Source organism: Pseudarthrobacter sp. GA104, from assembly GCF_009741265.1.
Classification (GTDB): domain Bacteria; phylum Actinomycetota; class Actinomycetes; order Actinomycetales; family Micrococcaceae; genus Arthrobacter.
Genome location: NZ_WOWL01000001.1, coordinates 4,516,857 through 4,535,894, shown reverse-complemented (window position 1 = coordinate 4,535,894; position 19,038 = coordinate 4,516,857). Strand labels below are relative to the sequence as shown.

At 65.3% G+C, this 19,038-nt stretch carries 19 protein-coding genes and 1 tRNA gene; 13 read left to right on the top strand and 7 right to left on the bottom strand.

Annotated elements, in window-relative coordinates; all coding sequences use genetic code 11:
* Window positions 1-5: 5 nt before the first annotated feature.
* Complete coding sequence (locus GK109_RS20830; protein ID WP_066275770.1) at window positions 6-308, bottom strand: DUF4193 domain-containing protein; 303 nt, start codon at window positions 306-308, stop codon at window positions 6-8.
* Between the two features lie 207 nt (window positions 309-515).
* Between GK109_RS20830 and GK109_RS20825 the strand changes: the two genes are divergently transcribed.
* Window positions 516-1,661, top strand: coding sequence for a glycosyltransferase family 9 protein (locus GK109_RS20825; protein ID WP_370460732.1), 1,146 nt, complete (start codon window positions 516-518; stop codon window positions 1,659-1,661).
* On the top strand, window positions 1,658-2,629 hold the full coding sequence (locus GK109_RS20820) for a glycosyltransferase family 9 protein (protein WP_157242325.1): 972 nt from the start codon (window positions 1,658-1,660) through the stop codon (window positions 2,627-2,629). The genes GK109_RS20825 and GK109_RS20820 overlap by 4 nt, the downstream gene beginning before the upstream one ends.
* Before the next feature lie 338 nt (window positions 2,630-2,967).
* On the opposite strand, the gene GK109_RS20815 is transcribed toward GK109_RS20820, so the two are convergent.
* Entirely contained in the window at window positions 2,968-3,624 is a 657-nt protein-coding gene (locus GK109_RS20815) for an SGNH/GDSL hydrolase family protein (RefSeq protein ID WP_157243200.1), read from the bottom strand.
* Window positions 3,625-3,982: 358 nt separating this feature from the next.
* On the opposite strand from GK109_RS20815, the gene GK109_RS20810 reads away from it, so the two are divergent.
* Window positions 3,983-4,507, top strand: coding sequence for an HNH endonuclease family protein (locus GK109_RS20810; protein WP_323057159.1), 525 nt, complete (start codon window positions 3,983-3,985; stop codon window positions 4,505-4,507).
* A gap of 73 nt (window positions 4,508-4,580) precedes the next feature.
* Here the strand turns inward: GK109_RS20810 and GK109_RS20805 are convergent, their stop codons facing one another.
* Entirely contained in the window at window positions 4,581-4,901 is a 321-nt protein-coding gene (locus GK109_RS20805) for a hypothetical protein (protein WP_157242323.1), read from the bottom strand.
* 101 nt (window positions 4,902-5,002) lie between these two features.
* A tRNA-Leu gene (locus GK109_RS20800) sits at window positions 5,003-5,085 on the bottom strand.
* Window positions 5,086-5,254: 169 nt separating this feature from the next.
* Here GK109_RS20800 and GK109_RS20795 point away from each other — a divergent pair.
* Window positions 5,255-6,559, top strand: a complete 1,305-nt coding sequence (locus GK109_RS20795; RefSeq protein WP_157242322.1) for a M20/M25/M40 family metallo-hydrolase — start codon at window positions 5,255-5,257, stop codon at window positions 6,557-6,559.
* 11 nt (window positions 6,560-6,570) lie between these two features.
* Window positions 6,571-7,731: an acyl-CoA dehydrogenase family protein gene (locus GK109_RS20790; RefSeq protein ID WP_157242321.1), complete on the top strand. Its 1,161-nt coding sequence runs from the start codon at window positions 6,571-6,573 to the stop codon at window positions 7,729-7,731.
* 1 nt (window position 7,732) lies between these two features.
* Here GK109_RS20790 and GK109_RS20785 read toward each other — a convergent pair whose 3' ends face one another.
* A complete protein-coding gene (locus GK109_RS20785) occupies window positions 7,733-7,966 on the bottom strand; it encodes a DUF5703 family protein (RefSeq protein ID WP_157242320.1) in 234 nt (77 codons plus the stop codon).
* A 40-nt stretch (window positions 7,967-8,006) separates the two neighbouring features.
* Here GK109_RS20785 and GK109_RS20780 point away from each other — a divergent pair, with 40 nt between their 5' ends.
* Window positions 8,007-8,273, top strand: coding sequence for a hypothetical protein (locus GK109_RS20780; RefSeq protein ID WP_157242319.1), 267 nt, complete (start codon window positions 8,007-8,009; stop codon window positions 8,271-8,273).
* A 10-nt stretch (window positions 8,274-8,283) separates the two neighbouring features.
* On the opposite strand, the gene GK109_RS20775 is transcribed toward GK109_RS20780, so the two are convergent.
* A complete protein-coding gene (locus tag GK109_RS20775) occupies window positions 8,284-9,219 on the bottom strand; it encodes an aldo/keto reductase (RefSeq protein WP_157242318.1) in 936 nt (311 codons plus the stop codon).
* Between the two features lie 52 nt (window positions 9,220-9,271).
* Here GK109_RS20775 and GK109_RS20770 point away from each other — a divergent pair, with 52 nt between their 5' ends.
* Window positions 9,272-10,105: an undecaprenyl-diphosphate phosphatase gene (locus GK109_RS20770; protein ID WP_321213551.1), complete on the top strand. Its 834-nt coding sequence runs from the start codon at window positions 9,272-9,274 to the stop codon at window positions 10,103-10,105.
* A 15-nt stretch (window positions 10,106-10,120) separates the two neighbouring features.
* Window positions 10,121-11,398, top strand: coding sequence for a cysteine--1-D-myo-inosityl 2-amino-2-deoxy-alpha-D-glucopyranoside ligase (mshC, locus tag GK109_RS20765; protein WP_370460731.1), 1,278 nt, complete (start codon window positions 10,121-10,123; stop codon window positions 11,396-11,398).
* A gap of 9 nt (window positions 11,399-11,407) precedes the next feature.
* Here mshC and GK109_RS20760 read toward each other — a convergent pair whose 3' ends face one another.
* Window positions 11,408-12,307 carry a PAC2 family protein gene (locus GK109_RS20760; RefSeq protein WP_157242317.1) on the bottom strand — a complete coding sequence of 300 codons (900 nt, stop codon included), beginning with the start codon at window positions 12,305-12,307 and terminating at the stop codon, window positions 11,408-11,410.
* 151 nt (window positions 12,308-12,458) lie between these two features.
* Between GK109_RS20760 and GK109_RS20755 the strand changes: the two genes are divergently transcribed.
* The 5 genes from GK109_RS20755 to dop all read left to right on the top strand — a co-directional run bounded on the left by GK109_RS20755 (window position 12,459) and on the right by dop (window position 19,023).
* Window positions 12,459-13,202 carry an HAD family phosphatase gene (locus tag GK109_RS20755; protein WP_157242316.1) on the top strand — a complete coding sequence of 248 codons (744 nt, stop codon included), beginning with the start codon at window positions 12,459-12,461 and terminating at the stop codon, window positions 13,200-13,202.
* Window positions 13,195-14,361, top strand: coding sequence for a site-2 protease family protein (locus GK109_RS20750; RefSeq protein WP_370460730.1), 1,167 nt, complete (start codon window positions 13,195-13,197; stop codon window positions 14,359-14,361). Before GK109_RS20755 ends, GK109_RS20750 begins: the two co-directional genes overlap by 8 nt.
* 93 nt (window positions 14,362-14,454) lie before the next feature.
* Window positions 14,455-15,522 carry a tRNA (adenine-N1)-methyltransferase gene (locus GK109_RS20745; protein ID WP_157242315.1) on the top strand — a complete coding sequence of 356 codons (1,068 nt, stop codon included), beginning with the start codon at window positions 14,455-14,457 and terminating at the stop codon, window positions 15,520-15,522.
* A gap of 82 nt (window positions 15,523-15,604) precedes the next feature.
* Entirely contained in the window at window positions 15,605-17,356 is a 1,752-nt protein-coding gene (gene arc, locus GK109_RS20740; protein WP_157242314.1) for a proteasome ATPase, read from the top strand.
* Entirely contained in the window at window positions 17,353-19,023 is a 1,671-nt protein-coding gene (dop, locus tag GK109_RS20735; protein WP_157242313.1) for a depupylase/deamidase Dop, read from the top strand. Before arc ends, dop begins: the two co-directional genes overlap by 4 nt.
* The last annotated feature ends 15 nt before the right edge of the window (window positions 19,024-19,038 follow it).

Here is a 19,038-nt window from a genome sequence, read left to right as displayed (position 1 = left end):
ATTAACTAGCCTTCGCACTCGGTGCAGTAGCTGTGGCCATCCTTCTGGCGCGCAATCTGGGACCGGTGACGGACCAGGAAGCAGGAGTAGCAGGTGAATTCGTCTTCAGCCTGCGGGATGACCTGTACCACGAGCTCTTCGGCCACGAACTCGCCTCCGGGCACGCCGGCGCCGTCAAGCCCGTCAGCCTCATCCAGTTCCAGCACAACGCTGCGTGCGTCGGGAGCATTTGCTGACTGGAGCTGCTCGAGAGAGTTGTCCTGCGATTCCTTGACGTCGGAGCGCAGTTCATCGTAATCGGTTGCCACTTTAGGTGCTTCTCTTTTCTTTGGTTCGCCTGTCGCGTATGAAACGTACAGCATCATGCGGGTATTCCCCAATAGCCGGAGTATATTGACCGTCCCCTGGGTAATGGTTCAAAGGAGGCAGCCTGCGGTGTTAGCGGCGAAATGGGGCTGCATGGCAGCGGATGGCGCCGCAAACGGTGCAGTCCGCACTACTGGTAAGGGGTGCACGTGGAGCAGCTCACTGCGGAATTCGGTGGTTCGGCGCGGGTGGGTACCGGTGTTGGTCCTGTCCTGGAGAAATTCGAGTCCGTGTCAAGGATCGCAGTGTTGCGGGGCGGAGGGCTCGGCGACGTGATCTTCGCCATACCCGCCATGGCCGCGCTCAAGGCAGCCTACCCCGCCGCAACCCTTACCTTGCTGGGAACTCCGGTGCACCAAGCGCTGTTTGCCGCAACCAAGAGCCCGGTGGATGAGGTGTGCATGCTGCCACACGCTGAAGGCGTCCGCCCGGGAGAGGAGGACCCGGCGGAGCTGGACGCGTTCTTTGATGACATGCGCGGACGCCGGTACGACCTGGCCGTCCAGCTCCATGGCGGTGGCCGGTACTCAAATCCGTTCCTGCTTCGGCTGGGGGCCCGGCACACGGTAGGCACGCGGACGTCGGACGCTGCCAGTCTCGAGCGGACCGTTCCCTATGTCTACTACCAGCACGAACCACTCAGGGCGCTGGAGGTGGCCGGCATGGCCGGTGCTTTCCCCGTTGACCTGGAGGCCCGCCTGGCGCCGGCGGACAGCGGCGCTTCCGCCGCCGCCGTAATGCGCGACGACGGCGCCGGCCCTTGGGTGGTGCTGCATCCCGGCGCCACTGATCCCCGACGGCGCTGGCCCGCCGGCCGGTTCGCTGAACTTGCGGCAGCATGCGCCGCGGATGGCTTCCGTGTTGCGGTCATCGGGGATGAGAGCGAACGCGCCCTTGCCGAACAGGTTGTGGAGCAGGCAGCCGCCGCCCACGTCCATTCATTCGCCGGGGACCTTGACATGGGCGGGCTCGTGGCACTGATGGTCCGCGCCGCCGTAGTGGTGGGGAATGACAGCGGACCGCGGCACCTTGCCCAGGCGCTTGGGGTTCCGACGGTGGGGATCTTCTGGGCGGGCAACGTCATAAATGCCGGAGCGCTGGGCAGGAGCCTCCACCGCATCCACGCCTCCTGGGTGACCGCCTGCCCCACTTGCGGGATAGACATCACCCAGGTTGGCTGGACGGCGCCGCGGTGCCCGCACGATGACTCGGCGGTGGCCGGTGTTGCGGTGCGGGAGGTGCACGAGGATGTACGCAGCCTGGCAGCCACCGAGTTGACGAAAGTGGACGCATGAGCGGCACGGACGTTTCCACGGAGACGGGCCCGGACATCCGCGTAGACAGGAAGCCGGAGCTTCTTGTCCTGCGGGCCTTGAAGCTCGGGGACTTGCTGGTTGCGGTGCCTGCCCTGAAGGCCCTTCGCCGCACGTTCCCCCGACACCGGCTGCGGTACGCGGCCCAGGGCTGGCTCTCGGAGGCCCTGGGGCTGGTCGGCGGCTACGAGCTGCTGCCCACCCACGGCCTGGACGAGCCGCTGGCCCTGGAAGCGGGCGTCGTTGACGTGGCAGTGAACCTGCACGGCAGCGGCCCGGAAAGCCAAGGGCGCATCGAAGCCCTCAAGGCGCGGCAGACCATCGGCCACCGCAGCGGGCACAGGGACGGGCCGCCCTGGCGTGCAGAACTGCACGAGCGGGAACGGTGGGTACGGCTCCTGGAATGGCACGGGATCGACGCCGACCCCTTGGACGTGGGCTTGAACACACCGCATGTACCCAGCCCGGTTCCCGATGCGACGGTCCTTCATGTCGGCGCCGCCTATGGCAGCCGGCTCTGGCCCGCTGATCGCTTCGCTGCTGTTGCCGCAGCGCTGGATGCGGCAGGACACAACGTTGTCTTCACCGGGGGCAGCGGGGAACGGGACAGGGCGGTTGACGTCTGCCGGCGTGCGGGCCTCCCGGATGGAGCGGTGCTGGCCGGGCGGCTTGGACTGGGGGAGTTCGCTGCAACCATCGCTGCCGCGCGCCTGGTGATCTCAGCTGACACCGGCGCTGCACATCTCGCGTCGGCTTATGGCACGCCGTCGGTGGTGCTTTTTGGACCAGCCCCGCCCGAGATCTGGGGGCCACCGCCAGGACCGCACGTTGTCCTGACCCGTGCGGAGCTGCGGCGGGGGGACACTTTTGCCGACCAGCCCGACCCTGCACTGCTGGGAGTCACTGTGCCGGATGTCCTTGCCGCGGTCGGCGGGCTGGGTCTGCTGTAGCGCTGGCGGGCAGGTGAACCGGTCCGTTTGGGGCTCCTCCACGGGGCGGCAAAGTCCTAAGATGGGTTATGGGCGCTGACATCGAGATTGCGTTGGTTCTTGCAGTGGCGTTCCTCTGGATGACGGGAACGTTCGCGATCCTGTCCCGGATAGACCGCCCGGAACGGAAGGCCCGGCGTCAGGAGCGGAGAGCCAGGCGGTCAGGGAAACGGTGGGTCAGGTACCGCCCGGCCGTGCACGACTCCCGGCCGGAGGAACGGACCAGGCGCCACAGGCCCCGCAGGCTGCGGGTGCACTGACGGCGGACACCCAGGCGCGGGGCAGGCCGGCCGCCGCTCTCAGCGCACGATCACGATTGAGGCGGCCTCCCGATTCGCTGCCGCCGTGAAGGATGCGATGGCCCGGGCGATCTTCCGTCCGCCGTGTGATGACGGTTCGATCGCATTTGCGTAGTCCGCGTCCTCGCTGCAGATGAGCCGGAGGTCGATAAGGGCAGCACCGCGGGAAAACGCGGTCCTGGCGATGGCATCGTTGAAGAGGCACAGTGCCGCCTCGATGACATTCCTGCCGGGCGCTGACGGGGGAGTGTCATAAATAGTGCATACCGCATACGGCAGGCCGGCCGCTTCGACCTGATCCACCATTTCCTCATAGTCCGCTGCAAATCTTTCCCGGGCTTTACCAAGCAACGCGAGCGCATCACCGACGGAGGGCGCACGCTCCTGCAGCAGTGGCGCATAGCCCAGGGCGTCGTTGCCGCCCGCACTTACCACCAGATGGGTTGCGTCGGACGGCAGTGCAGCCAGTTGCCGGGAAACGCCGGGAAGCACGTCGCCGTCGACCGCCAGGAGCGTGCACTGCCATCCCTGAAGTTCCTGCCTCAGCTGGGCGATGACTGCAGGCCCGCCACCGACATAGGCGCCGTTGTCAAAGATGGAATCGCCCAGCAGGACGATGTGGCCATTGCCGGCGACCGCCGTCGGACGTTCCTCCATGAGCTCATACTGCACCGTTCCCACCTGCCCTGCCATGGGCAGGGCGGTGTGACCGGCACAATGCCCAAGCCTGCCCTGGGCCGTATGACAGTCCGGGTAGCGTGGAGGGAACCCCAATTATTCGAAGGAAACAACGATCAACAGGTCCGCCGCCACCACATCTGCCGTCCTCACCGGCCTCCTGCTGGCAGGCGCGCTCGCCGGCTGTGAAGCGGCAGCACGGGCAGGAAGCGAAATTGCCGAAGTCCTGGCAGGAAGTCCGGAAGCCGCTGCTGAACCTCCCGGAGGTCCTGGAGCCGATCCGGCTTACGAGGGGGATGCAGCCGCTGCTGCGCTCTCGCAGCTGGAAACGATTCCGGTGAAAGGCCGCGCACCGAGGACGGGATACACCCGGGAAGAGTTCGGTCCGGCGTGGGCCGACGTCGACCGAAACGGCTGCGACACCCGCAACGACATCCTCGCCCGCGACCTTGAAGCTGAGACGTTCAAGCCCGGAACGCACGACTGTGTGGTGGCCTCAGGCGTTCTGGCCGATAAGTACACCGGAACCACCATAAACTTCGTCCGTGGCGACGGGACCAGCTCCGCCGTCCAGATCGACCACCTCGTTCCGCTGAGCGACGCCTGGCAGAAGGGGGCCCGGCAGCTTGGAACGGAACAGCGGAAGCAGTTCGCCAACGACCCCCTTAACCTGATGGCGTCGGACGGCGGCACCAACGGTGCGAAGGGAGACAAGGATGCTGCCTCGTGGCTGCCGCCAAACAAGGCCTTCCGCTGTGAGTACGTAGTGCGTCAAACCGCCGTCAAGGCCAAGTACCAGCTGTGGGTCACCCAGGCCGAGCACGACGCCCTCGCCGGCATCCTGGCCGGCTGCCGTCACTGAGTCCTGCCCAAGCGTTGGGACGGACAGAAGAAGGCGTCAGAGCCGCTTCCTTGAAGGCAACCGGCATAGGCCATCAGAATCCAAGGGCGAAGTAGGCCAACGGAGCCCCCACCAGCCCACATGCCACAGGTGCGCCGGCCAGGCAGAGGGCCGCGACCGCCCACGGCTTCCCGTCGCGTCTGCGGATCGCACCCACCGCGAAAACCTGGGAAGCCACCAGCAGCAGAAAGGAGAGCACCGTCAGGGCCAGGCCCCAGTCGAAGGCGGTGCTCTGGAATATGGTGCAGGTCCAGAGGCAAAAGTTGGCCCAGAGTAACCAGACCCCGCCAGCGACTCCCGCCACTCCTATGAGCGCGGCTAAGAACGTGGCCCGTCCGGAAAATCCCTTCCCCATGCCGCCAATCATGAACGACAAAAAGCGGTTCGTGGTGAAGGCCTGGCTGGAGACACAAAAAACCCCGGATTCCTGGGATGGAATCCGGGGTTTTCCCTGTGTGCGCGGAGGGGGACTTGAACCCCCACCCCCTTTCGAGGACTAGCACCTCAAGCTAGCGCGTCTGCCATTCCGCCACCCGCGCAGGTGGTATTCGGGGAACGTTTCCGCCTTTCAGCGTTTCGCGTTTCTCCGAAGCAGCGAGAAAAACTCTAACACGAACTTTCGGGAAACATGGAATCGGCCCCAGTGGGTAGGCTGAGGGGCAACGATTCAGCACCGTTCCAACCCGCCAATCCAGTGAGGAGCTTTCCATGCCTGACGTCCTGCCCGAGGATGAAGTTGTCCGGATCTGCCAGGAACTCATCCGGATAGACACGTCAAACTACGGTGACGGTTCGGGGCCGGGCGAGCGGGCTGCGGCTGAATACGCCGCGGGGCTGATTGAGGAAGTGGGCCTTGCGGCGGAAATCTTCGAGTCCGCACCGGGCCGCGCCAATGTGGTGACGCGCATGGCCGGTGAGGATCCCTCCGCCAGCGCCTTGGTGGTGCACGGCCACCTGGACGTCGTGCCTGCGCTGCGGGACCAGTGGTCCGTAGACCCGTTCGGAGCCGAACTGAAGGACGGGCTGATCTGGGGCCGCGGCGCCGTCGACATGAAGGACATGGACGCCATGATCCTCTCCGTCCTGCGCAGCTTTGCCAGGTCCGGCACAAAGCCGAAACGCGACATCATTTTCGCCTTCTTCGCGGATGAGGAGGCGGGCGGCGCATACGGAGCCCGCTACGCCGTGGACAAGCGCCCGGAACTGTTCGAGGGCGCCACGGAAGCCATCTCCGAGGTGGGCGGCTTCTCGGCCACCATCGGCGGGCAGCGCACGTACCTGCTGCAGACAGCGGAGAAGGGCATCTCCTGGCTCCGCCTCGTGGCCCACGGCAGGGCGGGCCACGGCTCGCAGATCAGCACCGACAACGCCGTAACGCGGCTCGCCGCAGCCGTGACGCGCATCGGCGAGTACAAGTGGCCCATCGAGCTCACCCCCACCACCCGGCAGTTCCTGGACGGTGTGACCGAACTCACCGGCGTAGAGTTCGATGCCGACAATCCGGACATCCTGCTGAGCCAGTTGGGCACGGTGGCCCGCTTTGTGGGCGCCACCTTGCAGAACACCACAAACCCCACCCTGCTCAAGGGCGGCTACAAGCACAACGTCATCCCCGAATCCGCCGAGGCCCTGATCGACTGCCGGACACTTCCGGGCCAGCAGGACCACGTCCTGGAGATCGTTCGGGACCTCGCGGGCGCCGGCGTTGACGTCAGTTACGTGCACAAGGACGTTTCCCTTGAGGTCCCTTTCGCCGGGAACCTGGTGGATTCCATGATCGATGCCCTGCACTCCGAAGACCCGGGCGCCAAGGTGCTGCCCTACACTCTCTCCGGCGGCACGGACAACAAGTCGCTGAGCCGGCTCGGCATCACAGGCTACGGCTTTGCGCCCCTGATGCTGCCCGATGACTTGGACTTCACCGGCATGTTCCACGGCGTGGACGAGCGCGTACCTGCCGACTCCCTCAAGTTCGGCGCCAGGGTGCTCAACACCCTCCTCACCAATTACTGAGCCAGGCTGCCATGACGCCGGAAGAGATCCTGCCGGAGGAGCTGCTGGAGCAGATCCGCGGCCGCGCCGCCGGGTATGACAGGGACAACGCCTTCTTCCATGAGGACCTTAAGGACCTCGCGGCGGCCGGCTACCTGAAGCTGTTCGTTCCAGGGGCCGACGGCGGGGCAGGGCTTGGCCTTGAGGCGACGGCGCAGTGCCAGCGGAGGCTGGCAACGGCCGCCCCGGCCACCGCGCTGGCCGTCAACATGCACCTGGTGTGGACCGGCGTCGCGCATGTCCTCGGCGCCCGAGGCGACGGATCCCTGGACTTTGTGCTCAAGGAAGCGGCCAACGGCGAGATCTTCGCGTTCGGCAACTCGGAAGCCGGCAACGACTCGGTCCTGTTCGACTCCCGGACCACGGCCGCACCGCTGCCGGACGGCGGCTACTCCTTCACGGGAACCAAGATCTTCACCAGCCTCTCACCGGCGTGGACGAGGCTGGGAATCTTCGGGAAGGACCCTTCCGGCCGGGACGGCGAGGGGGAGCTGGTCCACGGCTTCATCACGCGCCAAACGCCCGGCTACCGCATCCTCGACGACTGGGACGCGCTTGGGATGCGGGCCAGCCAGTCCTGCACCACCGTCCTGGACGGCGCCGGCGTTCCGCCGGAGCGCATCTTCCGCAGGATCCCCGTCGGCCCCAGCCGCGATCCCCTGGTTTTCGCGATCTTTGCCTGTTTCGAGACGCTGCTCGCCGCCGTCTACACCGGGCTGGGGGAGCGGGCCCTGGCCCTGGGCGTGGAGAACGCCAAGCGCCGCACCTCCTTCAAGAACGGCGGACGCAGCTACGCGCAGGACCCCGACATCCGCTGGAAGGTTGCCGAGGCGGCAATGGCCATGGATAACCTCTACCCGCAGCTGCGGGCCGTCGCAGCCGACGTTGATTCCCTGGTGGATCATGGCCAGCAGTGGTTCCCCAAGCTGGTGGGGTTGAAAGTGAACGCGACGGAAACGGCGCGGCGCGTAGTGGACCTGGCCATCCGCGTCAGCGGGGGATCCAGCTATTTCCGGGGATCGGAACTGGAGCGGCTCTACCGGGACGTCCTTGCCGGCATGTTCCATCCGTCCGATGACGAATCTGCCCACAACACCGTGGCCAACGCCTGGCTGGGTCCGCTGGAGGATTGACCTAAACGGTCCTTTGAACCTGCAGCACCCGGCGGCGCAGCCAAAAGCGCCGTCCTCCGCCCACGTACAGCTTGCTGCGCTCCAGCTCCCACTTGCCGTACTCGGAGTGTTCCACCAGGCGGCGCCGTGCCTCATGCAGGGAATCGACAGGGCTGACCGTCAGTACGAGGTACTCGTACTGCCTCAAATAGTCCCGTTCCCGCTGGACCGAACTGGTGAGAAATTGTTCCTTCATTTGCCCTCCATTCTCGTCCTTTTCCGGCTAACGTGAAGTCATGAGCATCGATCCGCGTGTCGCGCTTCAGTCCTTGACCACCGCTTTGGAAGAACACCTTATAGCAGCATCCAACCGCCGCGGAGACGGTGATCCCTCCGTGGAGGCGGCATTCTTTGCAGTTGCAGACGCCTTCGAAGTTTACGAAGACGCACTCTATGAGGCCTACAACGAGGTCACGCCGCTCCAGGTCTTTGATGACGAGGACGAAGAGGACGAGGAAAGCGACGTGGACGACGACGAGGACCTGGAAATCGTCCAGGAGTAGGACCGCGGACCTAGTGCGGGGCTGACACATCCTCCAGGGCCCGGGCAATTTCCGGCGGCAGCGGCGAGAGCTGGGCATCCACCAGTTCCTTCAGCTGGGCCGGCGTCCGCGGGCCCACAATGGCGGTTGCTACGCCGTGCTGCGACAGAAGCCAACTGAGGGCAACGTCCTGCGGAGTCCGGCCCAGGCCTTTGGCTGCCATGCAAACAGCTTCCACCGTCCGGGACGGCTGCTCCTCCAGGTACGGCTCAACGTACCCGGCTTCGGTTGCGGAGGCAGCCCTTGATCCGGAGGGGATGCTGCCGCGAAACTTGCCCGTGAGCACGCCGCGGCCAAGCGGCGCCCACGCCATCAGGCCCATGCCGGCGTCCTCGACGGCAGGGATCAGTTCGGCTTCCGGCCTGCGCTGCAGGAACGAATACTCCGCCTGCGCGGCGACAAGGGGGAAGCCGGCGATGGCTGCGGCCTTCGCCGCCTGCCAGCCGTTGAAGTTGGAGACCCCCACATACCGCGCACGGCCGGTACGGACAGCAAATTCCAAAGCTGACAGCGTCTCGTCCAACGGCACATTACGGTCCCAGGCCTGCGCGAACCAGATGTCCACATAGTCGGTGCCCAGCCTGGCGAGGCTCGCTTCCAGTCCGGTGAGCATCGCATTACGCGACGTGTCCACGCCGAGCCGGCCATCCGGCGTCGTCATTCCCGCTTTGGTGGAGATGGAAACCTCCGTCCGGGCCACGACGTCGCCCAGCATGGAGCCGATCATCGCCTCCGAGCGCCCGTCCGCGTAGGAGGCGGCGGTATCGACGTGCCGGCCGCCGGCGTTTAGAAAGGTGCGCAGCAACTCAGAGGCGTCCTGTTCGTCCGTTTCGCCGGCCCAGGACATGGTGCCGAGGGAAAGGGCGGAAACCCGCAATCCACTGTTGCCGACGTAACGCTGCTGCATAGCAGCAAGCTTACGGGCAGAACCGGCGCTGCCCATGACGTAGGGTCTTAGCGTGAACTGGTTTGAGGCGGCCCTGCTGGGCCTAGTGCAGGGACTGACGGAATTCCTTCCGATTTCATCGAGCGCGCATCTGCGGATTGTGGGGCAGTTCCTGCCCAATGCCGAGGATCCCGGCGCTGCTTTCACCGCCATCACCCAGCTGGGAACCGAGACGGCGGTGCTCATCTATTTCTGGCGGGACATCGTCCGGATCGTCAAGGCATGGGCCGGTTCGCTTACCGGAAAAGTCTCCCGGCAGGACCCGGATGCCCGGATGGGCTGGCTTGTCATCCTGGGCAGCCTCCCCATCGTTATCCTGGGACTGCTGTTCCAGGACCAGATCGAATCGGTGCTCCGCAGCATGTGGATCGTCGCCACCATGCTGATTGTCTTCGGTTTGATCCTGGCGGTCGCCGACGCAGTAGGGAGGCAGGAACGCGACCTGACCCGGCTGACGTACAAGCACGGCATCCTCTACGGCTTCGCCCAGGCCATGGCGCTGATCCCCGGTGTGTCCCGGTCCGGCGGCACCATCACCGCCGGCCTCCTGATGGGGTACACCCGGGAAGCGGCCGCACGGTACTCCTTCCTGCTGGCCATTCCGGCGGTTTTTGGCAGCGGCCTCTTCCAGCTGTACAAGACGGTGTCCAAGGAAGGAATCACCGGCCCCTACGGCCTGCCGGAAACCGCGCTTGCCACCGTCATCGCCCTGGTGGTGGGCTACATCATCATCGGCTGGTTCCTGAAGTTCGTTTCCACCCGCAGCTACCGGCTGTTCGTCTGGTACCGGATCTTCCTGGGCCTGGCCCTGTACCTCCTGCTCGGTTTCAATGTCATCAGCGCCTAGCACTAGGCTTGGCGTGTGAAATCCTGGAAATCCCGCCCCGTTCCCGACGTGCCCGGAAGCATGCCCGCCCTCCGGCTGTTCGACACGGCGGCAGGCCGTGAAGTTGCCCTGGAGAATGAGGGACGCCCCTCGATGTACGTCTGCGGCATCACGCCGTACGACGCCACCCACATGGGCCACGCCGCCAGCTACGTGGCCTTTGACCTCCTGAACAGGGCCTGGCGGGACGCCGGCCACGAGGTTGACTACGTGCAGAACGTCACGGACGTGGACGATCCGCTCCTGGAACGCGCCACGGCCAGAGGCGTTGACTGGCGGGAGCTCGCCGCCAGCCAGATTGAGCTTTTCCAGACGGACATGGAAGCCCTCAACGTGCTCGCTCCGGACCACTACGTGGGTGCCGTGGAATCCATCGGCCTGATAGTTCCGGAGGTGGAACGGCTGGTCAGCCTCGGGCTGGCCTACAAAGTGCAGGGCACCAACGGCGAGCCTGACGGGGACGTTTATTACGACGTCGAAGCGGCCGGAAAGCACTCCGTGGCACCGGACGCGTGGACCCTGGGATGCATCTCCGGATTGGCGGAAAGCGAGATGCTTGAGCTGTTCGCGGAACGCGGCGGCGATCCCGGGCGGGCAGGAAAGCGGCAGGCACTTGATCCGCTGCTGTGGCGGGTGGCACGGGAAGGCGAGCCAAGCTGGCCCGGCGGCAGCCTGGGTGCGGGCCGGCCCGGCTGGCACATTGAGTGCACCGTGATCGCGCAAAAGTACCTGCCCTCGCCCTTCACCGTTCAGGGCGGCGGCTCGGACCTGATCTTCCCGCACCACGAGATGGGTGCCGGCCACGCGTATTCCCTTGCCGGTGTTCCACTTGCCAGGCACTACGCCCATGCAGGCATGGTGGGCCTGGACGGCGAGAAGATGAGCAAATCCAAGGGAAACCTGGTCCTGGTGTCGAAACTTCGGGCAGCGGGGGAGGACCCTGCCGCCATCCGCCTTGGCATCCTTGCCCACCACTACCGCTCCGACTGGTCCTGGACGGATGAAGGGTTCCTGGAAGCCAAGGCCACCCTGGCCGCGTGGCGCCGGGCGCTGGGCCGCGCTCCCAAGGGGTCTGCCGTCCCGCTTGTTGCCGAGATGCGGGAAGCTCTGGCTGCCGACTTGAATGCCCCGGCTGCCGTCGCGGCCGTGTCCCGCTGGGCGGAGCAGGCCAACCACGACGCCGGCCCGGCAAGTCCCGTAGACCAGGCAATGGTCAAGGACGCGGTGGACGCCCTGCTTGGTGTGGTTCTCTAGGCTGCCCGTTCAGGGCCGGTCCTGGCCCCGCCGCTTGAGATAGCGCTCAAACTCGCGGGCAATCGACTCGCCGGTGGCCTCGGGCAGGTCCGCCGTGTCCTTTGCCTCCTCAAGCTGCCGGACATAGGCGGCGATTTCGGGATCTTCCGTGGCCAGTTCGTCCACACCCCGTTCCCAGGCGTCCGCCTCCTCTGCCAGCTCATGCGTGTCCAACGGCACCTGGAGCAGTTCCTCGATGCGGTGCAGGAGCGCCAGCTGGGCTTTCGGTGACGGCGCCTGGGCAACGTAGTGGGGGACCGCGGCCCAGAGCGAGACGGTGGGAATTCCTGCCAGCAGGGCGACCTCCGAGAGCACGCCGACGATTCCCACCGGGCCTTCATACTGCGAAGCCTCCAGGTTCATGCGCTCCCGCAGGGGGGCGTCGTCAGAAGAAGTGCTGACCGGGATGGGCCTGCTGTGCGGAACATCCGCCAGCAGCGCCCCGACCAGGACGACATAGTCAACATTCAGCGCTTCAGCGTGCACCAGGAGTTCGGCCGTGTAGGCACGCCACTTGTAGGACGGTTCAGTCCCCTGGACAAAAATGACGTCCACGTTCGAATCCGGTGCGCTGGCCTTGTAGATCCTCGTGGAGGGCCACTTTATCTTGCGTTCACCGGCAGCATTCCGGCGCACGGTGGGCCGCGTGAACTGGAAGTCGTAATACTCGTCCGCGTCGATGGACGCCACCTTCTTGCCGCCCCACAGTTTGTTCAGGTAGCGCAACGAATCGCTTGCCGCTTCTCCGGCGTCGTTCCAGCCTTCAAAGGCGGCAAGCATCACTGTTACGCGCTGTCCGTCAGCGACCGGCTGCAGGAACCGCTCGGGTCCGGCACCCGGTTCGGCGGTGTCTCCCTCGAAGCTATTCATTTCTTCACCCTACGTCCAAGGACCGCAGCTGTGCATTGAATGAAGCGCCGCAAAATCCGCCGAAAGCAGGGTCGGTAGCGCGAACGAGCCCGATATTCGCCGAAGGCGTAGCCGTCAGCCTGCGTCCGGGCTGTCCCCGTAGACTGAGGACATGCGATTTCCAGCTGACAGTTCCCCGCTCAAAGCCGTCCTGTGGGACATGGACGGCACGATTGTTGACACGGAGCCGTACTGGATTGCTGCCGAACACGCACTGGTGGAAGCCCACGGCGGCACCTGGTCCCATGAACAGGCCATGCAGTTGGTCGGGCAGTCGCTGACCTTTTCCGCCGGCATCCTGCAGGAGGCCGGCGTGGACCTTGAAATACGCGAAATCATCGACACCCTGACCGGGGCCGTCGTGAGCAGCGTGCAACGCCAGGTGCCATGGCGGCCCGGTGCGCGCGAACTCCTCGAGGAGCTTCACCTCGCAGGGGTCCGCTGCGCCCTGGTCACCATGTCCGAGGGGCCGCTGGCCCGCCAGGTTGTTGCCAGCCTTCCGCGGCCGTACTTTGAAGTCCTGGTCACCGGGGACACTGTGGCGCAGGGCAAGCCGCACCCCGAGGCCTACCTGACCGCCGTCGAATGGCTTCAGGACTCGGACCCGGAGCTGGCCATCCATCACTGCGTCGCGCTGGAGGACTCAGCCCCGGGCGTGGCGGCAGCCGTGGCGTCCGGCGTGGCAACCGTGGCTATTCCGCACATCGTCCCGCTTCCCGAGGATGATCGGTACACGCTCTGGGACTCACTGTCCGGCCGCTCCGTGACGGACCTTGAATCCCTGGTCCTGGCCGGCCCTGAGCTCCTGGGGTCCTCATCTGCGCCTGCCCGCTCGCCGGAGATCTCCGGTGGCTGAAACCAGTGCGCCGGTCCGGCGCGAGGGCATCCCGCTGGGCAGGATTGCCGGAGTTCCAGTGGTGCTCGCCTATTCGTGGTTCGTCATCGCCGCCTTCACCGTGATCGTGTATGGCCCTGTCCTGGGCCAGGAGAACCCCGCCCTTGGTGCCAGCGCATACATTGTGGCGTTCGCCTACGCCGTCCTGCTCCTCATCTCGGTATTGGTCCACGAGCTCGCCCACGCACTGACAGCGAGAATCTACGGCTGGCCGACCCAGAAGATCGTGCTCAACCTCTGGGGCGGGCATACCCAGTTCGAGAGCTTTACCGCGACGCCGGGACGGTCAGTCCTGGTGGCCCTGGCCGGGCCCGCCGCGAATTTCGTCCTGGCCGCGGGCGCCTGGCTGGTGCTCGGCACAGTGGCCCTGGGCAGCGTTGCCGAAATCCTGATCAACATTTTCATGTGGGCGAACTTCCTGATTAGCGTCTTCAACGTGCTCCCGGGACTTCCCCTTGACGGTGGACGGCTGGTCGAATCCGCCGTATGGAAGGCAACCGGTAGCCAGGCAAAAGGCACTGTGGCCGCCGGGTGGGGCGGCCGCATCATCGTCGTCGTCATCTGCTATTGGTTCGTTGCGCGGCCCCTGCTGGCCGGAAAGTCGCCCGACTTCAGCCTGCTGATGATCACGGTCCTGGTGGCCAGCTTCCTCTGGGTGGGTGCCTCGGCGTCCATCCAGCAGGGAACCCTCCGGGGACGGCTCCACCTTGTCAGCGCCGCAGGGCTGTCGACGCCGGCTACCGGGCTGCCTGCCACGGCAACGGTGGAGGAAGCCCTCCGGCACGAGGGTGCCGGTGCCCTGTCACTGGTGGTTTGCGGGCCGGACGGCCGGCCGGAGGGAGTGGTGGATGCCGCCGCCCTGTCCTCTGTCCCTGCGCACGCTGCGGCTTCCACCCCCATCACGGCTGTTTCCTTCGCCCTCGCACCGGGAGCTTACGTTCCCGAATGGTCGAAAGGACAGGAGCTGCTCCAGTTCCTCTCCCAGCTCGAAGGGCGGCACTACGCCGTGGTGGACCACAACGGCAAGGTCACCGGGCTTCTTTCCCAGGACGCGGTCCTGGCCGCCGTTACTGGAAAACCCCGGCGGCCCGATACACGCCGGCAGGGCCAAAACCGGTAGAGTTACCTGCCGGCCGGTGCATCGCCGCCGCAGAAGCCGGATTGTCTGCAACGGGACATCCAGGCGCCATGTTTTACAGGAGCGAGGAAATTCATGAGCAGCGAAACTGCCGTCAACGAGGCCACAGCAGCTTCCGGTCAAGCCGGTGATGCTGCCGGCGTCTCGCAGCCCGTCGGCGCTGCCCGCCGGCGTGGTCCTTTCCGCGAAGGTGAGCGCGTCCAGTTGACCGACGAGCGCGGGCGCATGAATACCATCACCCTTGAGAGTGGCGGAGCATTCCACACGCACCGCGGCTTCCTGAACCACGATGACATCATCGGCAAGGCGGACGGGTCGGTGGTTGTCAACAACGTCGGCCAGCAGTACCAGACCCTGCGCCCCCTACTCTCCGACTTCGTCCTGTCCATGCCGCGCGGGGCCGCAGTGGTGTACCCCAAGGACGCCGGGCAGATCGTGACGATGGCTGATATCTTCCCCGGTGCGCGCGTCGTGGAAGCGGGCGTGGGCTCCGGGGCCCTGTCGATTTCCCTGCTCCGGGCAGTAGGCGACCAGGGCTACCTCCACTCTTTCGAGCGCCGCGAGGAGTTCGCCGACATTGCCCGCGGCAACGTCGAGACGATTTTCGGCGGGCCGCACCCGGCCTGGCAAATCTCCCTGGGCGACTTCCAGGACGAGGTGGTCCGGAGCGAAGCGCCGGGCTCCGTGGACCGCGTGGTCCTGGACATGCTGGCTCCGTGGGAATGCCTGGACGCCGTGGCAACCGTCCTGGCACCCGGAGGTGTCTGGATCAACTACGTGGCCACGGTGACCCAGCTTTCCCGCACCGCCGAAGCCATTCGTGCGGACGGCCGTTTTACTGAACCGGACGCCTGGGAATCCCTGGTCCGGGGCTGGCACCTCGAAGGACTGGCCGTCCGGCCGGACCACCGGATGGTGGCGCATACCGGGTTCCTGCTGGTCACCCGGCGCCTGGCCGACGGCGTTACCGGCATCTCCGTGAAGCGCCGCCCCTCCAAAACCGACTTCAATGAAGAGGACGTCAACGCCTGGACCCCCGGCGCGGTCGGGGAACGGCAGGTCTCCGACAAGAAGCTCCGGCGCGCAGCGCGGGACGCCATCGCCGGAACGAACGTCAAGGACGAGCCCGAGGTCACGAAGTAGTCCACATTTCGGGAGTCGCCATCCCTACCTGCCGTGTTGGGGCTAATGTCTTAATAGAAGCGCAGGAAGGGGCTGATACATCATGGAGACGCCAAACCAGGACTCCGGACGTACACCGGCAGAGCAGTCTGCCGCCAATGACCTCTCGGTTGCCGACCGCCAGGTCAACATCCTCCGGGACAAGCTGAGGCACATTGACCGCCAGCTGGCTGCGGCGACGCAAAACAACACCAAGCTGGTCAGCATGCTTGAAACCGCGAAGGCCGAGATCCTTCGGCTGAAAAATGCGCTGGACCAGGAGGGGCAGCCGCCCTACAGCTTCGGTACCATCCTGCAGTTGAACCCCAAGCGCCAGCCCTCACCCGGCAACAGCGGACAGGCTGCAACCGAGGAATCGGTGGACATCTTCAACGCGGGACGGAAGATGCGAGTGGGCATCAGCCCCCTGGTGAACATCAACCAGCTGGCCGTTGGGCAGGAGGTCCTGCTCAACGAGGCCCTCCTTGTGGTCGCCGGGCTGGGATACGAGCGGGCCGGTGAACTCGCCACCCTGAAGGAAATGCTCGGTGCCGATCGCGCCCTCGTGGTGGGGCGTGCCGATGAAGAGCGGGTTGTGCGGCTTTCCGGAGCGCTCCTTGCCGAAAAGCTGCGGGTGGGCGATGCCCTGTCGGTTGACTCCAGGACCGGATACGCCCTCGAAAAGGTGCCCCGCTCCGAGGTGGAGAACCTCGTGCTGGAGGAAGTCCCTGACATCACCTACGAGGACATTGGCGGCCTTGGGCCCCAAATCGAGCAGATCCGTGACGCCGTCGAACTGCCGTTCCTCCACCCTGACCTCTACCGGGAACACGGCCTCAAAGCTCCCAAGGGCATCCTGCTGTACGGCCCTCCCGGCTGCGGCAAGACCCTCATCGCCAAGGCCGTGGCCAATTCCCTTGCCGCCCGCGCCGCCGAGCGTTCGGGCAATGTGGACCTGAAAAGCTATTTCCTGAACATCAAGGGGCCGGAACTCCTGGACAAGTACGTCGGTGAGACCGAGCGCCACATCCGGCTGATCTTCTCCAGGGCACGCGAAAAGGCCTCCGATGGCAGCCCGGTCGTGGTGTTTTTCGATGAGATGGATTCCCTCTTCCGCACGCGCGGCACAGGGATTTCGTCCGACGTCGAAACAACCATCGTGCCGCAGCTGCTCAGCGAGATTGACGGCGTGGAGCGGCTGGACAACGTGATCGTCATTGGCGCGTCAAACCGTGAGGACATGATCGATCCGGCAATCCTCCGTCCGGGCCGGCTTGACGTTAAGGTCAAAATCAACCGTCCGGATGCGGAGGCTGCTGCGGACATTTTCAACAAGTACATCACTCCGGACCTGCCGTTCCACGAATCCGATCTCGCTGAGCACGACGGCGATGTCCAGGCGACGGTGGATGCGATGGTCCAGCGCACTGTCGAAGCTATGTACTCCACCGACAAGTCCAACGAGTTCCTTGAGGTCACCTACGCCAACGGCGACACGGAAATGCTCTACTTCAAGGACTTCAACTCCGGTGCCGTGGTGCAAAACGTTGTGGACCGGGCCAAGAAGTATGCCATCAAGGACCTTCTCATCACGCAGCAGAAGGGTCTGAGGATCGAGCACCTGCTGCGCGCCGTCGTGGACGAATTCCGCGAGCACGAGGACATGCCCAACACCACCAATCCGGATGACTGGGCACGGATCTCGGGCAAGAAGGGCGAACGGATCACATACATCCGGACCATCGTCCAGGGCAAGGCGGGCCAGGAGCCAGGCAAGTCGATCGAAACCATGCCGACCACAGGGCAGTATCTATGACCGCTGCACGGGAACCCGCGGCCGGGGGGACTCTGCCGGCCGGCGGGGCCATGCGGGTGATGGGGGCGGAAACGGAGTATGGCATCCATGCCCCCTCCGCCCCTACTGCCAATGCCACCATGATGAGTGCCAGGGTGGTCCAGGCCTATGCGCAGGTAACCCGGCAGCGCGCCGCCGGCGGAGCGGAAACCCGCTGGGACTATACGGATGAGGAGCCGCTGCATGACGCCCGCGGCTGGACAGTGGACCGACGCTCAGCCCATCCGAGCCAGCTCACCGACCAGCCGCCGGTGCTGGATGCGGAAACGGTGGCACTGGCGTACGGGCGGGAGGAGCTGGAGCTCGACGGGCAGGACGAGTCCGGAACACTGCTGATGAACATGGTCCTCGGCAATGGCGCGCGGCTGTACGTCGACCATGCCCATCCCGAGTACTCCAGCCCGGAGGTGACCAACCCGCGGGACGCCGTGAAGTGGGACGCCGCCGGAGACCTTGTTGCGCTGGCCACCGTTCGCCGGCTGGCCGCAGATCCGGACCTTCCGCCGGTCAACCTGTACAAGAACAACACGGACAATAAATCGGTGTCCTACGGCTCGCACGAGAACTACCTCATGCCGCGTTCCGTTCCCTTCGGCGACATCGTGCGGGGCCTGACGCCCTTTTTCGTCAGCCGCCAGGTCCTGTGCGGATCCGGCCGGGTGGGCATCGGCCAGGACGCCTCCACCCCGGGTTTCCAGATCAGCCAGCGGGCCGACTTCTTCGAAGCGGAAGTGGGACTGGAGACCACTATCCGCCGGCCCATTATCAATACCCGGGACGAGCCGCACGCAACAGCGGACAAGTACCGGCGCCTGCATGTCATCATCGGCGACGCAAACCTCAGCCAGGTTTCCAATTACCTGAAGTTCGGAACCACGTCGATGGTCCTCAGCCTCATTGAGGCAGGGCTGGCGCCCAAGATCGAGGTGTACGAGCCGGTTTCTGCACTCCAGGCGGTAAGCCACGATACTTCGCTCACCGCAAAACTGCGGCTGCTGGACGGCAGGCGGGTCACCGCCCTTGACCTCCAGTGGATATACCACGAGGCCGCGGCCAAGCTGGCGCAGGATACGGGGGTTGGCGACGCCGTGGACGGGGACGGCCACACGCATGACGTCCTGGAGCGTTGGGCCACCGTCCTGACCCAGCTAGACAATGACCGGGCCGCCGCAGCTTCCTCGGTGGAGTGGCTTGCCAAACTGTCGCTGCTCGACGGCTACCGTGAACGCGACGGACTTGAGTGGAACGACGCCAGGCTCGGCCTCGTCGACCTTCAGTGGGCTGATATCAGGCCCGAAAAGGGACTCTATTACCGGTTCCTCGCCAGGGACAGGATGCAAAGAATCCTTGAAGATGACGCCATTGCCTCCGCCGTCACTGAACCACCGGCCGATACCCGCGCATACTTCCGGGGCAAGTGCATCAGCAGCTTCGGCAAGGACGTCGTAGGTGCCAGTTGGGACTCCGTCATCTTCGATGTTCCGGGATACGGCCGGCTGCAGCGCGTGCCCACCAGGGAACCGCTTCGGGGAACCAAAGCCCTGACCGGAGCGTTGTTTGAACGCTACCGGGACGCAGGCCCGTTCCTCGCGGAGCTTCTGGGACATAACGCTCCGCCTGCGGCGTAAACCGCCCCGGTTGGC

What these genes read in the sequence shown, in the direction of transcription:
- GK109_RS20820 (WP_157242325.1), top strand. Translation starts at nt 1,658, where the DNA reads ATGAGCGGCACGGACGTTTCCACGGAGACGGGCCCGGACATCCGCGTA.
- GK109_RS20815 (WP_157243200.1), bottom strand. Translation starts at nt 3,624, where the DNA reads ATGGAGGAACGTCCGACGGCGGTCGCCGGCAATGGCCACATCGTCCTG.
- GK109_RS20805 (WP_157242323.1), bottom strand. Translation starts at nt 4,901, where the DNA reads ATGGGGAAGGGATTTTCCGGACGGGCCACGTTCTTAGCCGCGCTCATA.
- GK109_RS20795 (WP_157242322.1), top strand. Translation starts at nt 5,255, where the DNA reads ATGCCTGACGTCCTGCCCGAGGATGAAGTTGTCCGGATCTGCCAGGAA.
- GK109_RS20790 (WP_157242321.1), top strand. Translation starts at nt 6,571, where the DNA reads ATGACGCCGGAAGAGATCCTGCCGGAGGAGCTGCTGGAGCAGATCCGC.
- GK109_RS20785 (WP_157242320.1), bottom strand. Translation starts at nt 7,966, where the DNA reads ATGAAGGAACAATTTCTCACCAGTTCGGTCCAGCGGGAACGGGACTAT.
- GK109_RS20780 (WP_157242319.1), top strand. Translation starts at nt 8,007, where the DNA reads ATGAGCATCGATCCGCGTGTCGCGCTTCAGTCCTTGACCACCGCTTTG.
- GK109_RS20775 (WP_157242318.1), bottom strand. Translation starts at nt 9,219, where the DNA reads ATGCAGCAGCGTTACGTCGGCAACAGTGGATTGCGGGTTTCCGCCCTT.
- GK109_RS20760 (WP_157242317.1), bottom strand. Translation starts at nt 12,307, where the DNA reads ATGAATAGCTTCGAGGGAGACACCGCCGAACCGGGTGCCGGACCCGAG.
- GK109_RS20755 (WP_157242316.1), top strand. Translation starts at nt 12,459, where the DNA reads ATGCGATTTCCAGCTGACAGTTCCCCGCTCAAAGCCGTCCTGTGGGAC.
- GK109_RS20745 (WP_157242315.1), top strand. Translation starts at nt 14,455, where the DNA reads ATGAGCAGCGAAACTGCCGTCAACGAGGCCACAGCAGCTTCCGGTCAA.
- arc (WP_157242314.1), top strand. Translation starts at nt 15,605, where the DNA reads ATGGAGACGCCAAACCAGGACTCCGGACGTACACCGGCAGAGCAGTCT.
- dop (WP_157242313.1), top strand. Translation starts at nt 17,353, where the DNA reads ATGACCGCTGCACGGGAACCCGCGGCCGGGGGGACTCTGCCGGCCGGC.